General features: G+C 40.0%; 19 protein-coding genes, 1 tRNA gene, 1 other RNA gene and 1 other annotated feature. All 21 genes read left to right on the top strand.

From position 1 onward, the window contains the following. Positions 1-105: 105 nt before the first annotated feature. The 21 genes from rplK (at position 106) to FAZ25_RS04285 (ending at position 13,609) form a co-directional block, all read left to right on the top strand. On the top strand, positions 106-570 hold the full coding sequence (gene rplK, locus FAZ25_RS04185) for a 50S ribosomal protein L11 (protein ID WP_004899252.1): 465 nt from the start codon (positions 106-108) through the stop codon (positions 568-570). Next, the gene (rplA, locus tag FAZ25_RS04190; RefSeq protein ID WP_004899250.1) at positions 570-1,262 is read left to right on the top strand and encodes a 50S ribosomal protein L1; all 693 of its coding nucleotides are present in this window, start codon (positions 570-572) and stop codon (positions 1,260-1,262) included. Before rplK ends, rplA begins: the two co-directional genes overlap by 1 nt. A 39-nt stretch (positions 1,263-1,301) precedes the next feature. Beyond that, positions 1,302-1,418, top strand: a sequence feature (ribosomal protein L10 leader region). 26 nt (positions 1,419-1,444) lie between these two features. Beyond that, the gene (gene rplJ / locus FAZ25_RS04195) at positions 1,445-1,975 is read left to right on the top strand and encodes a 50S ribosomal protein L10 (protein ID WP_004906858.1); all 531 of its coding nucleotides are present in this window, start codon (positions 1,445-1,447) and stop codon (positions 1,973-1,975) included. Between the two features lie 74 nt (positions 1,976-2,049). Beyond that, positions 2,050-2,415 (top strand): 50S ribosomal protein L7/L12, encoded by a 366-nt coding sequence (gene rplL / locus FAZ25_RS04200; protein ID WP_004899246.1) that lies wholly within the window; start codon positions 2,050-2,052, stop codon positions 2,413-2,415. A gap of 135 nt (positions 2,416-2,550) precedes the next feature. Further along, positions 2,551-3,192 carry a class I SAM-dependent methyltransferase gene (locus FAZ25_RS04205; protein ID WP_004899243.1) on the top strand — a complete coding sequence of 214 codons (642 nt, stop codon included), beginning with the start codon at positions 2,551-2,553 and terminating at the stop codon, positions 3,190-3,192. Further along, a complete protein-coding gene (gene tadA, locus FAZ25_RS04210) occupies positions 3,170-3,679 on the top strand; it encodes a tRNA adenosine(34) deaminase TadA (protein WP_004906853.1) in 510 nt (169 codons plus the stop codon). The genes FAZ25_RS04205 and tadA overlap by 23 nt, the downstream gene beginning before the upstream one ends. A 64-nt stretch (positions 3,680-3,743) precedes the next feature. Next, positions 3,744-4,262: an HD domain-containing protein gene (locus FAZ25_RS04215; protein ID WP_004899235.1), complete on the top strand. Its 519-nt coding sequence runs from the start codon at positions 3,744-3,746 to the stop codon at positions 4,260-4,262. A gap of 23 nt (positions 4,263-4,285) precedes the next feature. Next, an RNA gene (ffs, locus tag FAZ25_RS04220) (signal recognition particle sRNA small type) lies at positions 4,286-4,373 on the top strand. Between the two features lie 99 nt (positions 4,374-4,472). Then, positions 4,473-6,287: a DNA polymerase III subunit gamma/tau gene (gene dnaX / locus FAZ25_RS04225; RefSeq protein ID WP_133424544.1), complete on the top strand. Its 1,815-nt coding sequence runs from the start codon at positions 4,473-4,475 to the stop codon at positions 6,285-6,287. 46 nt (positions 6,288-6,333) lie between these two features. Then, complete coding sequence (gene recR / locus FAZ25_RS04230) at positions 6,334-6,939, top strand: recombination mediator RecR (protein WP_004906849.1); 606 nt, start codon at positions 6,334-6,336, stop codon at positions 6,937-6,939. Then, complete coding sequence (locus FAZ25_RS04235) at positions 6,936-7,196, top strand: YaaL family protein (RefSeq protein WP_004899224.1); 261 nt, start codon at positions 6,936-6,938, stop codon at positions 7,194-7,196. The genes recR and FAZ25_RS04235 overlap by 4 nt, the downstream gene beginning before the upstream one ends. A 46-nt stretch (positions 7,197-7,242) precedes the next feature. Then, entirely contained in the window at positions 7,243-7,887 is a 645-nt protein-coding gene (gene tmk, locus FAZ25_RS04240) for a dTMP kinase (RefSeq protein WP_012305425.1), read from the top strand. Between the two features lie 6 nt (positions 7,888-7,893). After that, positions 7,894-8,223: a cyclic-di-AMP receptor gene (locus FAZ25_RS04245; protein WP_004899218.1), complete on the top strand. Its 330-nt coding sequence runs from the start codon at positions 7,894-7,896 to the stop codon at positions 8,221-8,223. Continuing rightward, the gene (locus tag FAZ25_RS04250; protein WP_004899217.1) at positions 8,223-9,158 is read left to right on the top strand and encodes a DNA polymerase III subunit delta; all 936 of its coding nucleotides are present in this window, start codon (positions 8,223-8,225) and stop codon (positions 9,156-9,158) included. Before FAZ25_RS04245 ends, FAZ25_RS04250 begins: the two co-directional genes overlap by 1 nt. A gap of 1 nt (position 9,159) precedes the next feature. Continuing rightward, a complete protein-coding gene (gene rsmI / locus FAZ25_RS04255) occupies positions 9,160-10,035 on the top strand; it encodes a 16S rRNA (cytidine(1402)-2'-O)-methyltransferase (protein WP_004899214.1) in 876 nt (291 codons plus the stop codon). 10 nt (positions 10,036-10,045) lie between these two features. After that, positions 10,046-10,783 carry an acyl-[acyl-carrier-protein] thioesterase gene (locus FAZ25_RS04260; RefSeq protein WP_004906846.1) on the top strand — a complete coding sequence of 246 codons (738 nt, stop codon included), beginning with the start codon at positions 10,046-10,048 and terminating at the stop codon, positions 10,781-10,783. Between the two features lie 40 nt (positions 10,784-10,823). Further along, positions 10,824-11,816 (top strand): UDP-glucose 4-epimerase GalE, encoded by a 993-nt coding sequence (gene galE, locus FAZ25_RS04265; protein WP_004899202.1) that lies wholly within the window; start codon positions 10,824-10,826, stop codon positions 11,814-11,816. 112 nt (positions 11,817-11,928) lie between these two features. Continuing rightward, on the top strand, positions 11,929-12,135 hold the full coding sequence (locus FAZ25_RS04270) for a helix-turn-helix transcriptional regulator (protein ID WP_004904405.1): 207 nt from the start codon (positions 11,929-11,931) through the stop codon (positions 12,133-12,135). Further along, a complete protein-coding gene (locus FAZ25_RS04275) occupies positions 12,128-12,568 on the top strand; it encodes a hypothetical protein (RefSeq protein ID WP_012305423.1) in 441 nt (146 codons plus the stop codon). The genes FAZ25_RS04270 and FAZ25_RS04275 overlap by 8 nt, the downstream gene beginning before the upstream one ends. 78 nt (positions 12,569-12,646) lie before the next feature. Next, positions 12,647-12,719: transfer RNA gene (locus FAZ25_RS04280), tRNA-Lys, on the top strand. 131 nt (positions 12,720-12,850) lie between these two features. Continuing rightward, positions 12,851-13,609 (top strand): M15 family metallopeptidase, encoded by a 759-nt coding sequence (locus FAZ25_RS04285; RefSeq protein WP_004906841.1) that lies wholly within the window; start codon positions 12,851-12,853, stop codon positions 13,607-13,609. Positions 13,610-13,628 lie beyond the last annotated feature (19 nt).

A 13,628-nucleotide genomic window follows, 5' to 3' on the forward strand; every position in this document is an offset into this window, starting at 1 on the left:
TATTGCTAAGATAGTTTTTTTTTTGTATAATAGACGAGTATGTCATCGACATACGTGGGAGCAGCACTTAAGCTGCGTCTACCACAACACGAGGAGGAAAAAATCGTGGCTAAAAAAGTTACAACAGTAGTTAAACTACAAATTGCCGCTGCTAAAGCAACGCCAGCACCACCAGTTGGTCCAGCTTTGGGACAAGCCGGTATTAACATCGCGCAATTCACTAAAGAATTTAACGCGCGTACAGCAGACCAAGCAGGTTCAATTATTCCGGTGGAAATCTCTGTTTTCGATGATCGTTCATTCGAATTCGTTACAAAGACACCACCTGCTGCTGATCAATTGCGTAAGCTTATTGGTAAGGGTTCAGGTGAACCTAACACTAAAAAAGCTGGAAACGTTACTTTGGATCAAATTCGTGCAATTGCTGAAAATAAGATGGCAGATTTGAATGCCAACGATATTACAGCAGCTATGCGTATGATTGAAGGTACAGCACGTTCAATGGGTGTTACTGTTGATGGTGTTGACTTGACTGTTGAAGGAACAGCAATCAAGGAGGACGCAGAATAATGACTCAAAAGCATGGTAAAAAATATACTGCAGCATTGGCAAAGGTAGAAGCTGAAAAGAATTATGCCTTGAACGATGCTGTTGCATTGGTTAAAGAAATTGACTACGCTAACTTTGATGCTTCAGTTGAAGTTGCATTTAAGTTGAATGTTGATACACGTCAAGCTGATCAACAATTGCGTGGCGCAGTTGTTTTGCCAAACGGTACTGGTAAAGATAAGAAAGTTATCGTATTTGCACAAGGTGACAAGGCCAAGGAAGCTGAAGCTGCCGGCGCTGATGTTGTTGGTGCTGCTGACTTAGTTGCCCAAATTCAAGGTGGCTGGATGGACTTTGATACAGCCATTGCCACACCTGATATGATGGCACAAGTTGGTCGCGTTGCTCGTATCTTGGGACCTAAGGGTATGATGCCTAACCCTAAGACTGGCACAGTAACAATGGATGTTGCTAAGGCTGTCTCAGATGCTAAGGGCGGACAAGTGACATACCGTACAGATCGTGACGGAAACGTTGCTGTACCTGTGGGTCGTGTATCATTTGAAGAAGGTAAGTTAGCTGAAAACATTAAGACAATTGCTGATACTGTGTTAAAAGCACGTCCAGCAGCTGTTAAAGGCACTTACGTACAACACGTATCTATTGCTTCAACATTTGGCCCAGCCGTTGCATTAGATCTTAATACATTATAATTATTTGACGATATCAATTTCATTTGGTATACTCATTGAGTGAATTAAATCATTTTGCCTAAGACTCAGGTGGTATTTATACCTTAATATCCTGCCGAGGAAGTTTAAAAACTTTTCCCGTGTGTCTTTTAGCGCACGGGATTTCTTTTGCAAAATAATACTAAGGAAGGAGAAGTTATAACATGAGTGAAAAAACTATTGCGATTAAAGCGCAAAAAGTTGAAGAAATCGCTGATCAATTCAAGAATGCTGCTTCAGCAGTTGTTGTTGACGCTCGTGGATTGACAGTTGCGCAATCTACAGAATTACGTCATCAGTTGCGTGAAGAAGGTATTGTTCTTGAAGTTATCAAAAACAAGATTTTGACACGTGCTGCTGAAAAAGCTGGTTTTGCTGAATTGAACGACATTTTTGCCGGTCCTTCAGCCGTGGCCTTCTCAAATGATGATGCAGTTGCACCATCACGTATTTTGAAGAAGTTTGCTGACGCCAACGAAAAGTTGGAAATCAAGGGTGGTGTTGTTGACGGCACTATTGCTAACATCGAAGACATCAACAAGTATGCATCTTTGCCATCACGCGAAGGTTTGCTTGGTCAATTGATGGCCGAATTCCAATTCTCAATTCGTTCATTTGCATATGCTGTTAAGGCTGTGCAAGACAAATTAGAAGAGGGCGGCGAAGCTGCTGAAGAAGCACTTGCAGCGGAATAAGTATTTTTGGTTGGACAACCAATCAATGACACAGTATTAATAAAAATTAAACATATAAATTGGAGGATTTAATCATGGCTTTTGATAAAGACGCGATTATCGCATCATTGAAGGATGCAACAATCTTGGATTTGGCTGACTTGGTTTCAGCAATCGAAGAAGAATTTAACGTTTCAGCAGCAGCTCCTGTAGCAGCAGCTGGTGGTGCTGACGGTGCAGCCGCAGCTAAGACAGACTTCGACGTAGAATTGACTTCAGCAGGTACTGCTAAAGTTAAGGTTATCAAGGCAGTTCGTGAAGCAACTGGTCTTGGTTTGAAGGAAGCTAAGGACTTAGTTGACAATGCACCTTCAATCGTTAAGGAAGGTCTTGACGAAGCAGCAGCCAACGATTTGAAGGCAGCTTTGGAAGAAACTGGCGCATCAGTTACTTTGAAGTAATTTCAATTTTTAAAATTTACGGATTTGTATTGTGTTGGATGATAAACTATGTTATCTTACAACTAAACAACCGTTATATTAAAAGAGGTGCTTCGGTACTTCTTTTTTTGTACATAATATTTAAAGGGGTATACTATGCCAACTAAATCGGGAAAAACTGCAAATGAAATGTACTTTACTGCTAATCCAAATTCCGAACACCATTATCAAAATTTTGAATTCGAATTGTTAAACCACAAGCTACATTTCACGACAGATAGCGGTGTTTTTTCAAAATCTACAGTTGATTTTGGTACGCGCACCATGCTTGAGGCCCTTGAAACGGTCATTATTAATGATGGCAAAATATTAGATTTAGGCACAGGTTATGGCCCAGTTGGCATTGCTATTGCAAAAGCAATGTCGCGGCAGGTTGATATGGTAGATGTGAACGAACGCGCTTTAGAACTTGCACAACAAAATGCGCAGAAAAATGGTGTGACGCAATTAACGCGAATTTTTCAGTCTAATATTTATGACAAAATTACGGATAAGTATGCACTGATTTTAACAAATCCGCCAATTAGAGCAGGAAAAGCTGTGGTGACAGTCATGTTGCAAGATGCGATAAAGCACCTTCAGCCAGGTGGCAAGCTAATTGCTGTGTTACAAAAAAAACAAGGGGCACCATCAGCGCAAAAAAATATGATGACCATATTTGGTAATGCTCGTATTATTGCTAAGAATAAAGGTTATTATATTTTGGAGAGCACTTATGATTCAAATACCAACATTTAGTGATGAACAAATTGATTATTTCATGCAAGTGGCGTTAAACGAAGCAAGCATTGCTTTTAATGAGGGCGAAGTGCCGATTGGCGCGGTAATTGTTAAAAATAATCAAATTATTGCCAAAGCGCATAATCATCGAGAGGCAGAACAATTAGCAACAGCACACGCTGAACTGATGGCAATCGAAAAGGCTAATCTCAAATTAAAATCATGGCGGCTAGAAAATACAGCCTTATTTGTGACGCTTGAACCATGCGTGATGTGCGCGGGGGCAATTATTAACTCGCGTATTCCTGCTGTGTATTATGGGGCAGATGATGTTAAGGGTGGCGCAACGCGATCACTTTATCGCTTATTAGAGGATGCTCGCTTAAATCATCGTGTGGCTGTACATCATGGAATAAGAAGTGAGGATTGTGGGCAATTACTTAAACAGTTTTTTGCACAAATTCGGCTGAAACGTCAAGAAAAAAAGGTTTTACCAAACAAATAATACACGAAATTAAAAATTCGTACTATAATAGACCTAGACTGATTAATAAAGAGGCAAAAAATACATGCATAACCCTAATGCTTGGCGCCAAGACCAAGATTATCTTAATATTGTTGATGATTTATTACAACATGACGAAGTACAGCAACTCGCACAATACACGCAGCATCATTTTTCTAACCGCTTACGGCACTCCATTTCAGTGTCGTACCAATCATATACTATTGCTAAGAAAATCGGTGCAGATGCTGAGGCAACAGCCAGAGCCGGGCTTCTACATGATATGTTCTACTATGATTGGCGCGTGACAAAGTTTGAAGAGGGATCACATGCGTATGTTCATCCCCGAATTGCTTTACAAAACGCACGCAAGATAACACACATTAGTGATAAAGAAGCTGATATTATTGTGAAACACATGTTTGGCGCAACAATTGCCTTGCCAAAATATCGTGAAAGCTGGATTGTATCGATCGTTGATGATTTTGCGGCTGTCAATGAATATCTTATTCCAAAAGCGTATCTAACTTATTTTAAATGGCATACAAAGTGGCTCAAGAAAGTTTCTGAAGTGTTTGCTTAAAATAGAGAAATTAGATATAATAATAAAGCAGGCAAATGTCGGCTCTCGAACCGGGTCAGGACAGGAATGTAGCAGCCCTAAGGTTGTTCGATGTTGTGCTTGTGTACATATTTGGCCGCTTAGCGGTCTTTTTTTGTCAGTTGAGTTATCGTAAGATAAAATAGGCAAGCAAAAATTGCAAATACAATTCAGGTGCAGGAGGAGAAAACATTGGCGTATCAAGCATTATATCGTGTATATCGGCCGCGAACATTTGAAGACATGATTGGGCAAGAAGTCATTACACAGACTTTGAAAAATGCTATTGAGACTCATCAAACGGGTCATGCTTACTTGTTTTCAGGACCAAGAGGCACTGGGAAAACTTCTGCTGCCAAAATTTTTGCTCGTGAAGTGAATGGGATTGCCCCCGAAACTGATGATTCACAAATATCAGATATTGTTGAATTTGACGCGGCTTCCAACAGTCGTGTCGAAGATATGCGCGATATTTTATCGAATGTTGATTATGCACCGATTGAAGCTGAATTCAAAGTTTATATTATTGATGAAGTGCATATGCTATCAAATAGTGCTTTCAATGCGCTACTTAAGACGTTGGAAGAGCCACCAGCAAATGTGAAATTCATTTTAGCAACGACTGAACCACAAAAAGTCCCAGTTACTATTTTGTCACGGACACAGCGATTTGAATTTAAACGTATTGATGGTCAAGCGATAGCAGCTCATTTAGCTGATGTTCTAAAGCAACAGCATATTGATTTTGACCAAGATGCTTTGCGTATCATTGCCAATGTGGCTGAAGGCGGCATGCGTGATGCTTTGTCTATTTTGGACCAAGTAATTGCTTTTGGCACTGACACTGTGACAGTTGATAATGCCTTACAGGTTACTGGGTCAACCACCACAACACAATTAATGCAGTATCTCACAGCAGTAACAAATAGCCAAACACCAGAAGCACTGAAATTGTTACATGATATACTAGTTGCCGGCAAAGATGCACAACGTTTTGTTAGTGATATTATCGGTCTATTAAGAGATATCATGCTGGCTAATATTGCACCGGAACTCATCAAATCAACCGCACCTTTAAATGACTTACGCACATTAGCACAACAATTAAATTCGCAACAAATTCAAGCCATGATGGGCGAACTAGATGATATTCAAAAGCAGTTGCTGCAGACAATGCAGAGTGATGTGTACCTCGAATTATTAACTGTTAAACTAGGGATGATGATACAAGGTGATCAATCGCATACTGAATCGACTCAACATGCAACGCGCAATACATCGTCATTTGCGTCGCCAGAATCCCTCAATGACCCAACAGTCACAACGCAACCTGTATCTTCAGATACACAACCAGATACAACTACGGTAATTGCGGAACCAACTCAAAATGAGGGTGTAAGTGCTCAAGAAAATTTGGAAGCGACACATGATACTGTTAAGCCAATAGCACAATCATCACAGTATGATGAGTCAGAAGCAGTGTCCCACAATAATAGCTTAGCGCGTACTGGCCAGTTAGCTGTTTTTGCTATTTTACAGGCGGCTAAGCGTGACACCCTTAGCCGGTCAAAAAGTACTTGGGCAACGTTAATAAGCACTTTTAATGTTGCACATCAAGCTTTGTTGACAATAGCATCGCCAGTTGCAGCAAGTCAAGAAGGACTGGTCGTGGCTTTTGATTACCCAGCCCTACTAGATCAAGCGTTAAAAGATGTCGTCTTACAAGAAAAACTGATTGCGGCGTTGCGCGAGCAAAATTTGCCAACAGCTTTAGTGCTTATTTCAAAATATGATTGGCAGCAGGAACGTGCAGAGTATGTTAAGCAGCTTAAAGCTGGGACAACACAGACAATTAGCTTATCTGATGTGCCATATGTCAGTCAGCAAGAAGTATTAACGACAGCGACAGATGCTACCATAACAGCGACAGATGCGGTGATAGCGCCAAAAGTTGTGACAGAAGCGCAAAAATTGTTTGGCAATGATATTGTGACAGTTGTTGACTAAGAAATGAAATGAAAGGATTGGCTGACAAATAAGCCTGGTCGTGTTTATGGATTATCCAGAACCAATTGCAAAATTAATTAATAGTTATACCAAATTACCAGGTATTGGCCCAAAAACAGCAACTCGCTTAGCTTTCTATACATTAGGCATGCAGGAAGACGATGTTGTTGATTTTTCAAAGTCGCTTTTGTCGGCAAAAAAAGATCTCACCTTCTGCCGAATATGTGGTAATATAACTGAAAATAGTGTCAATCCATGTGCCATCTGTCAAGATAAGTCGCGTGATCAATCAACGGTGTTTGTCGTTGAAAACTCACGAGATGTCATGGCTATGGAGAATACGCGAGATTATTACGGTCTTTATCATGTTTTAAATGGTGTGATTTCGCCTAGTGCAGGGACTGGACCAGAGGATATTAACTTGCCAAGCTTGATTCGTCGACTATCAGACCATCAAGAAATCAATGAAGTTATTGTTGGTACCAATGCTAATGCTGAAGGTGAGGCAACAGCGATGTACTTGGCGAGACTGTTAAAGCCAGCAGGCATTAAAGTGACACGATTAGCGCATGGCTTAGCTGTTGGGTCTGATATTGATTACGCTGACCAATTGACATTAATAAAGGCTGTACAAGGACGAACAGAACTATGATATTTGGTAAGAAAAAGACAAATTTAAGACGTGAATATGATCAGGCATTAGTTTTTCAAATTGACAAAGCTAAAATAGATTGGGACACTGCAAAAAATTCAGAAGAAGCATTGCTTGATGGTCAGGTGAATGTTCGTCTCATTCAAGCACAAACGGCATTAGCCAAAGCAAAATTTAATTATTTATATCGTGAGGCACGTCGGCGAAAAACAGTTGGTCATATGCAGACGCATGTCTTAAAAACTGACCGCATATAGTGTAGTAGCCGTTGCGTGCAATTACGTTGAGAAAACATTGGGGATTATGACTAGACCATTATTTATCACATTTGAAGGGCCCGAAGGTGCTGGCAAAACGAGTGTATTGGAAGCACTAGTGTCTGAATTAAAACCAATACTTGGTGATCAACTTGTGACAACAAGAGAACCAGGGGGAAATCCTATTTCTGAAGCCATTCGTCAGATTTTACAACCAGAAGATGACAATGGGATGGATGATCGAACCGAGGCGTTGCTATATGCTGCTGCTAGACGGCAACACATCGTTGAAACTATTTTACCGGCTTTGTCTGCAGGAAAGGTCCTAATTTCGGACCGCTACGTTGATAGCTCGTTAGCTTATCAAGGTGGTGGCCGCGACTTAGGGGTCGACAACATTTGGCAAATTAATCAATTTGCTATTGATGGTCTATTACCAGACCTCACAATCTATTTTGATGTACCTTCAGAGTTAGGCTTGAGTCGTGTGATGGCTAACCGTCAGGGCAAAATAGATCGCTTGGATAAAGAAAGTTTATCCTTTCATCAACGTGTTCGAACAACATACCTTGAGCTACAACATGATTTTTCTGATAGAATTAAAATAATTGATGCAACACAGCCGTTAACAGATGTCATATCAGATACGCGTGCGTTGCTACAAGAGGCATTGAATTCGCGAAAGGGGTAATAATTTATGAAATTAATTACAGCGATTGTTCAAGATAAAGACACAAATAGGTTGAGTAATGCATTTGTTAAGGCAAATATACGTGCGACACGTTTAACGACATCAGGTGGTTTCTTACGTTCTGGCAACACAACATTTTTGATTGCGATTGATGATGATCGTGTACAAGATGTGTTAGATATTATTCAAAAAGTATCTCAGAAACGCAAGCAGTTTATGGTACCGCCAATTAATTTAGATGCAGGTGGTGACCACATGGGGGCCTATCCAATTGAAGTCGAAGTTGGTGGGGCAACAGTATACACACAGAGCATTGAGTCATTTCATCAGTTCTAATGCAACCAGATTTTTTAACGACAACAAAACAATATTATCCAACACAAATGGGACATTTTCATGGGTTAATTCGCAGTAATCAGCTTAGTCACTTGTACCTATTTGTTGGACCGAGCCAGCAGACTAAGCTGGCTTTTTCGCATTGGCTAGCTTGGGAAGTTGTTGGTCCTAATGAGCTAAATGCCATGCGCATTAATAAAAACGAACACCCAGATGTCAAAATAACACGACCAAGTTTACCTAAGAGTGGTAGTGGCACAAAGCGTACATGGAAAGTTGACCAAATTAGGAGTTTAAAGCCTGAGTTTATTACTATGTCGCGAGAAAGTCCACGTAAAGTCTTTGTATTTGATGCTATTGAAACGTTACAAGCAGAAGCTGGTAATGCGTTACTGAAATATATTGAAGAACCAGCAGGGCCACAATTGATGGTAATGCTAGCAGAAAATGTTAATGATATTTTGCCAACAATCAAATCGCGTGCACAAATTGTACACCTTAGACCGGAAATACAATTAGATACACCGCACAACGATGAAACAATAGCAGATTTTGAAGCGTGGCAACAATTAACCCGTAGCCTATTATTCAAATGGTTTGAGTTAATGATGCAAAGACGTATTGAAGCCTTTGTTTACGTGCAACAATATTTAGTTAGCCAATTAAAAGATGAACAGCAGCAAGCATTATTTTTAAATTGGCTACATGAACTAACGCGCGATACCATTGTATTTGGTCAAATACCTGAAACACAGTTGAAATTTCCTAAGCTAATTGGGCTATATAAAGTGCTAAATAAGCAGTACAATCAGGCACAATTAGTGAAAGCTAGCGATGCCATACTCAGAGATGATTTTTTTCGACAGTTTAATATGACTTTACAAGCGCGACTTGAAAAAATAGTATTAGATGTTGCTATCGCGTTAGGAGCGTAACATGAATCAACAAAAAAGCTTTGAAAAGCATGAGACGGGCACGTTGTTTTTAGTACCAACACCCATCGGTAATTTACAAGATATGACACCACGGGCAATTGATACTTTGAATGCAGTGGCCCTAATTGCAGCTGAGGATACCCGACACACCCAGCAGTTATTGAACCACTTTGATATTGAAACGAAACAAACGAGCTTTCATGAGCACAATTGGCAGTCAAAAATACCGAGTTTAATTGCAACGCTTAGCCAAGGGGGGGATGTTGCACAGGTCAGTGATGCGGGAATGCCGTCTATCTCTGATCCTGGTAAAGAACTGGTTGCTGCGGCTGTGGAAAACAATATACCAGTTGTCCCGATTCCTGGGGCAACAGCTGGTGTAACAGCTTTAATTGCAAGTGGTTTGGTGCCACAACCATTTTATTTTTATGGTTTTTTACAAAGGAAAAATAGTGAACAACTGTCAGAATTAAAACAGTTATCCACAGTAAAAGATACGGTTATTTTTTATGAATCGCCGCATCGTTTAAAACAAACCTTAGCAAACATTCAAAAAGTAATGGGCAATGATAGACAAGTTGTTTTGGCGCGTGAATTAACTAAACGATATGAAGAATTTTTGCGAGGCCATATTGAAGAATTAGTTTTATGGTCCAAAAATAATGATATTCGTGGCGAATTCGTGGTGATGATTGCTGGTTTTACTGGTGCTAGCCAGTCTGAACCAGAGACAGATTTAACCATGTTGTCTGTTCATGACGCGGTCTCAGCACTGGTAGCAAAGGGGCTTAAGCCAAATGCTGCGATTAAGCAAGTCGCAAAAGAACGGCAATTAGATAGACAAGCAGTTTATACAGATTATCATGGGTTAATGTAAGGGGCAAAAAATGAATTCTTTTGAAATTAAGCGTCGCGTTGAATATTACGAAGCCGACGTCACAGGCAAGTTAGCTTTGCCAATGATATTAAATTGGGCTGTTTTAGCTTCTAAGTTACAGAGTGATGCGTTAGGTGTGGGACAATCAACACATTTAGCACGTGGCTTGGGGTGGATTATTTTACAGTATGAGGTACATATTACCAGACGCCCAGCTGTCAATGAAGAAATTACGATTCAAACTTATGCCGCGAAATATAATCCGTTTTTTGTGAGACGTCCGTTTGCATTTTTTGATGCACAGGGTGAGGAGATTATTCGCGTAGATTCAATTTGGACCATGATTGATATTAATAATCGACGGATGGCGCGATTACCACAGGATATCGTTGATAAGTATCAAGCTGAACGCGTGAAGCAAATTCCGCGTATGCCCAATCCAATTAAAATTTTGCCGAATGATGACATGATTAGCAAAGATTATCACGTGCGCTATCTCGATATTGATGCTAATCAACATGTCAATAATTCGAAGTATTTTGAATGGATGCAAGATGTTGTCCCAACAGAATTTTTAGAAACCCATGAAATTACATCAATCAATCTAAAATATGAGAATGAAATACATTTAGGTCATACAATTCAATCACAAGTTGTGCTTGGCAATCAGTCCAGTAAGCATCGCATTATGTTGGGGGATGTTGTTAGTGCTGAGGCAGAATTCAATTGGCGTAACGTGACATTATAGTGTACACTGAGAGTATCATTTTAGAATAAAGAGGCTTATTATGTCAGTATTAGTACTAGGTGGTGCCGGTTACATTGGCTCACATATGGTCAAAACACTTGTTGAAGCTGGTCGCGAAGTGGTAGTTGTTGATGCTTTATTTACAGGACATCGTGACGCTGTAAATCCCGCGGCCAAGTTTTATCAAGTTGATATTCGCGATAAAGCAGCATTATCGGCAGTATTTGAACAAGAAAATATTGAACAAGTTGTTCATTTTGCTGCTTTTTCAATCGTACCCGAATCAGTAGCAAATCCGCTGAAATATTTTGATAACAATACAAGCGGTATGATAACGCTACTCGAAGTGATGAAAGCACATGATGTTAAGCAAATTGTGTTCTCATCAACAGCAGCAACTTATGGTAATCCTGTCAACATTCCAATCAAGGAAACGGATCCACAAAATCCAATTAACCCTTATGGTGAATCAAAGTTGATGATGGAAAAAATCATGGCTTGGTCTGACCAAGCTGATGGCGTGAAGTGGGTAGCCTTACGTTACTTCAACGTTGCTGGTGCAGCTGAAGATGGCACAATTGGTGAAGACCACAAGCCTGAAACTCATTTAGTGCCTATTATTTTGCAAGCTGGGTTGGGACAACGTGACTATATTGAAATGTTTGGCGATGATTATAAGACACCAGATGGCTTTAATGTTCGTGATTATGTTCATGTCTTAGATTTGGCAGATGCACATATTCGTGCGCTAAAGTATTTGGCAGATGGGCATGATTCTAACCAATTCAACTTAGGGTCAGCAACTGGATTTTCAGTTAAAGAAATGGTTGAAGCCGCACGTGAAGCAACAGGTGTTGACATTCCAGCTAAAATTGGACCACGTCGTGCCGGGGACCCAGATATTTTGATTGCTAACTCTGACAAAGCCCGTGATGTGCTTGGTTGGGCGCCAAAATATGATAACGTACAAGACATTATTAAGACGGCTTGGAATTGGCACAAGAGTCATCCAACAGGCTATAACGATAAGTAAATTGCTAACAGAAAGAACAACCATTAGGTTGTTCTTTTATTTGGTTTGACAAGAAAAGTAAAAGATGTTTTACTATATATATGTAAAATATCTTTTACATAAGGAGTTGGCATTGCATAACTATATCCGTAAGCGACGAAAAGAACGACATTTGTCACAGGACATGTTAGCCCAAAAGGCGAATGTCACGAGACAGACAATAAATGCTATTGAAAATGCAAAATATGACCCATCGTTAGCGTTAGCTTTTAAATTAGCCACAATATTAGAAACGACGGTGGATCAGTTATTTACCAAAAGTGAGGACGAGAATGATTAACGTCAAAAAGAATGCACTCATGACAACACTTATGGTGTTTGGGCTACTCATCATTTCTGTGACATACAGCGTGACAGGGAACATGGCATTATTTGCCATTTACTTTATTTATGGCATCGTGCTATTAAAATATTATAGGACACAAAAACAGACAATAGGCCAACTGTCTAAAAAAGCACAGCTGACTATTAAATTGGATGAATTATACAACGATGAGCGTGAATTAAATGCCATTATGATTGCCAACCGCTTTGCCACACACGCTGCATTTAAGGTGTTGGCAATACTGGGTATTTTGTGTGTTAGTTTTTCACGATCATTGGATCAAATAACAATATCTTTATCCAGTGTGGGTATCGTGTTGTTAATACTTGCGTTTCTTTTGCAATTGTTTTATGTGACAAGATTATTTTATGAGCTACGTGATAATTGACAGGCAAACAGTGAATTAAAACTATTGCGCAAAACAAAAATACATGATATACTATTTTTTGTTGTGAAAGCGACACATGGACAGTTAGCTCAGTTGGTAGAGCAACGGACTCTTAATCCGTGGGTCCAGGGTTCGAGCCCCTGACTGTCCACTAAGTAACCGATACAAATTGTATCGGTTTTTTTTATGCACGGCTTAATGTGCCATGACGTGGTAGAATGAAATGGTATGAAGCAAGTGAGTACCTTGCGATGTGGGCAAAACTATTGGGGAGTTAAACATATGATGGGACGACGTCAGATTTGGCAGAAGATTACACTTATCGTTATTGTTATCGTAGTGGGCATACTAATTATTAGTTTTTTGCAGCCTACGCGTAAAAAAGCGCAGATGCAGACAACCACGACATCAAAAGCTGTATCTCAAGATTCTGGGTTACCCAAACAGGCAAGCGTGTCAGATTGGCAACTTATTTTAGTTAATAAACAGCACGCACGGCAATCAGAAATACCTTTTACGCATGTTACTGTGGATGATAAACAGATGGATAAACGCATTGTGGCGCCGTTAGCAGCATTTCGACAAGCTGCTCAAAGAGCAGGTTATGCCACCACGCTTGTTTCAGCGTATCGATCAATAGCTTACCAAACACAAGTGTATGATCAGTCCATTGCGCAACATGAAGCCAATGGTATGACCCATGATCAAGCCGTCAAACTAACGCAAACAGTCATCCAAACGCCAGGTTCATCAGAGCATCAAACCGGGTTAGCGGTTGATTTAGCAGGCACAGATGCAGTGGCAAAATATCCACAATTAATGGCGCAAATGGATGAATTTAAGTCACAGCAGTGGCTAATTCAACATGCACCAGCGTATGGTTTCATTTTACGTTATCCGAGTGATAAACAAGCCATAAGTGAGACAGGAATCGATTATGAATCATGGCATTTTCGCTATGTTGGTATTGACAATGCACAGTATATCACTAAACATCACTTGACCTTAGAAAAGTATTTGTCACAATTAGGACAACGTTAATTCTGAAAAATAGGCCAAA

The organism is Leuconostoc sp. LN180020 (assembly GCF_014844115.1).
Classification (GTDB): Bacteria; Bacillota; Bacilli; order Lactobacillales; family Lactobacillaceae; genus Leuconostoc; species Leuconostoc citreum.

Bases quoted from the DNA above. Each gene is read 5' to 3' on its own strand.
- FAZ25_RS04285 (WP_004906841.1), top strand. From the start codon at position 12,851: ATGATGGGACGACGTCAGATTTGGCAGAAGATTACACTTATCGTTATT.
- FAZ25_RS04250 (WP_004899217.1), top strand. From the start codon at position 8,223: ATGCAACCAGATTTTTTAACGACAACAAAACAATATTATCCAACACAA.
- FAZ25_RS04260 (WP_004906846.1), top strand. From the start codon at position 10,046: ATGAATTCTTTTGAAATTAAGCGTCGCGTTGAATATTACGAAGCCGAC.
- rplA (WP_004899250.1), top strand. From the start codon at position 570: ATGACTCAAAAGCATGGTAAAAAATATACTGCAGCATTGGCAAAGGTA.
- rsmI (WP_004899214.1), top strand. From the start codon at position 9,160: ATGAATCAACAAAAAAGCTTTGAAAAGCATGAGACGGGCACGTTGTTT.
- tadA (WP_004906853.1), top strand. From the start codon at position 3,170: ATGATTCAAATACCAACATTTAGTGATGAACAAATTGATTATTTCATG.
- FAZ25_RS04235 (WP_004899224.1), top strand. From the start codon at position 6,936: ATGATATTTGGTAAGAAAAAGACAAATTTAAGACGTGAATATGATCAG.
- FAZ25_RS04245 (WP_004899218.1), top strand. From the start codon at position 7,894: ATGAAATTAATTACAGCGATTGTTCAAGATAAAGACACAAATAGGTTG.
- FAZ25_RS04205 (WP_004899243.1), top strand. From the start codon at position 2,551: ATGCCAACTAAATCGGGAAAAACTGCAAATGAAATGTACTTTACTGCT.
- FAZ25_RS04275 (WP_012305423.1), top strand. From the start codon at position 12,128: ATGATTAACGTCAAAAAGAATGCACTCATGACAACACTTATGGTGTTT.
- galE (WP_004899202.1), top strand. From the start codon at position 10,824: ATGTCAGTATTAGTACTAGGTGGTGCCGGTTACATTGGCTCACATATG.
- tmk (WP_012305425.1), top strand. From the start codon at position 7,243: ATGACTAGACCATTATTTATCACATTTGAAGGGCCCGAAGGTGCTGGC.
- FAZ25_RS04215 (WP_004899235.1), top strand. From the start codon at position 3,744: ATGCATAACCCTAATGCTTGGCGCCAAGACCAAGATTATCTTAATATT.
- rplL (WP_004899246.1), top strand. From the start codon at position 2,050: ATGGCTTTTGATAAAGACGCGATTATCGCATCATTGAAGGATGCAACA.
- recR (WP_004906849.1), top strand. From the start codon at position 6,334: ATGGATTATCCAGAACCAATTGCAAAATTAATTAATAGTTATACCAAA.
- rplJ (WP_004906858.1), top strand. From the start codon at position 1,445: ATGAGTGAAAAAACTATTGCGATTAAAGCGCAAAAAGTTGAAGAAATC.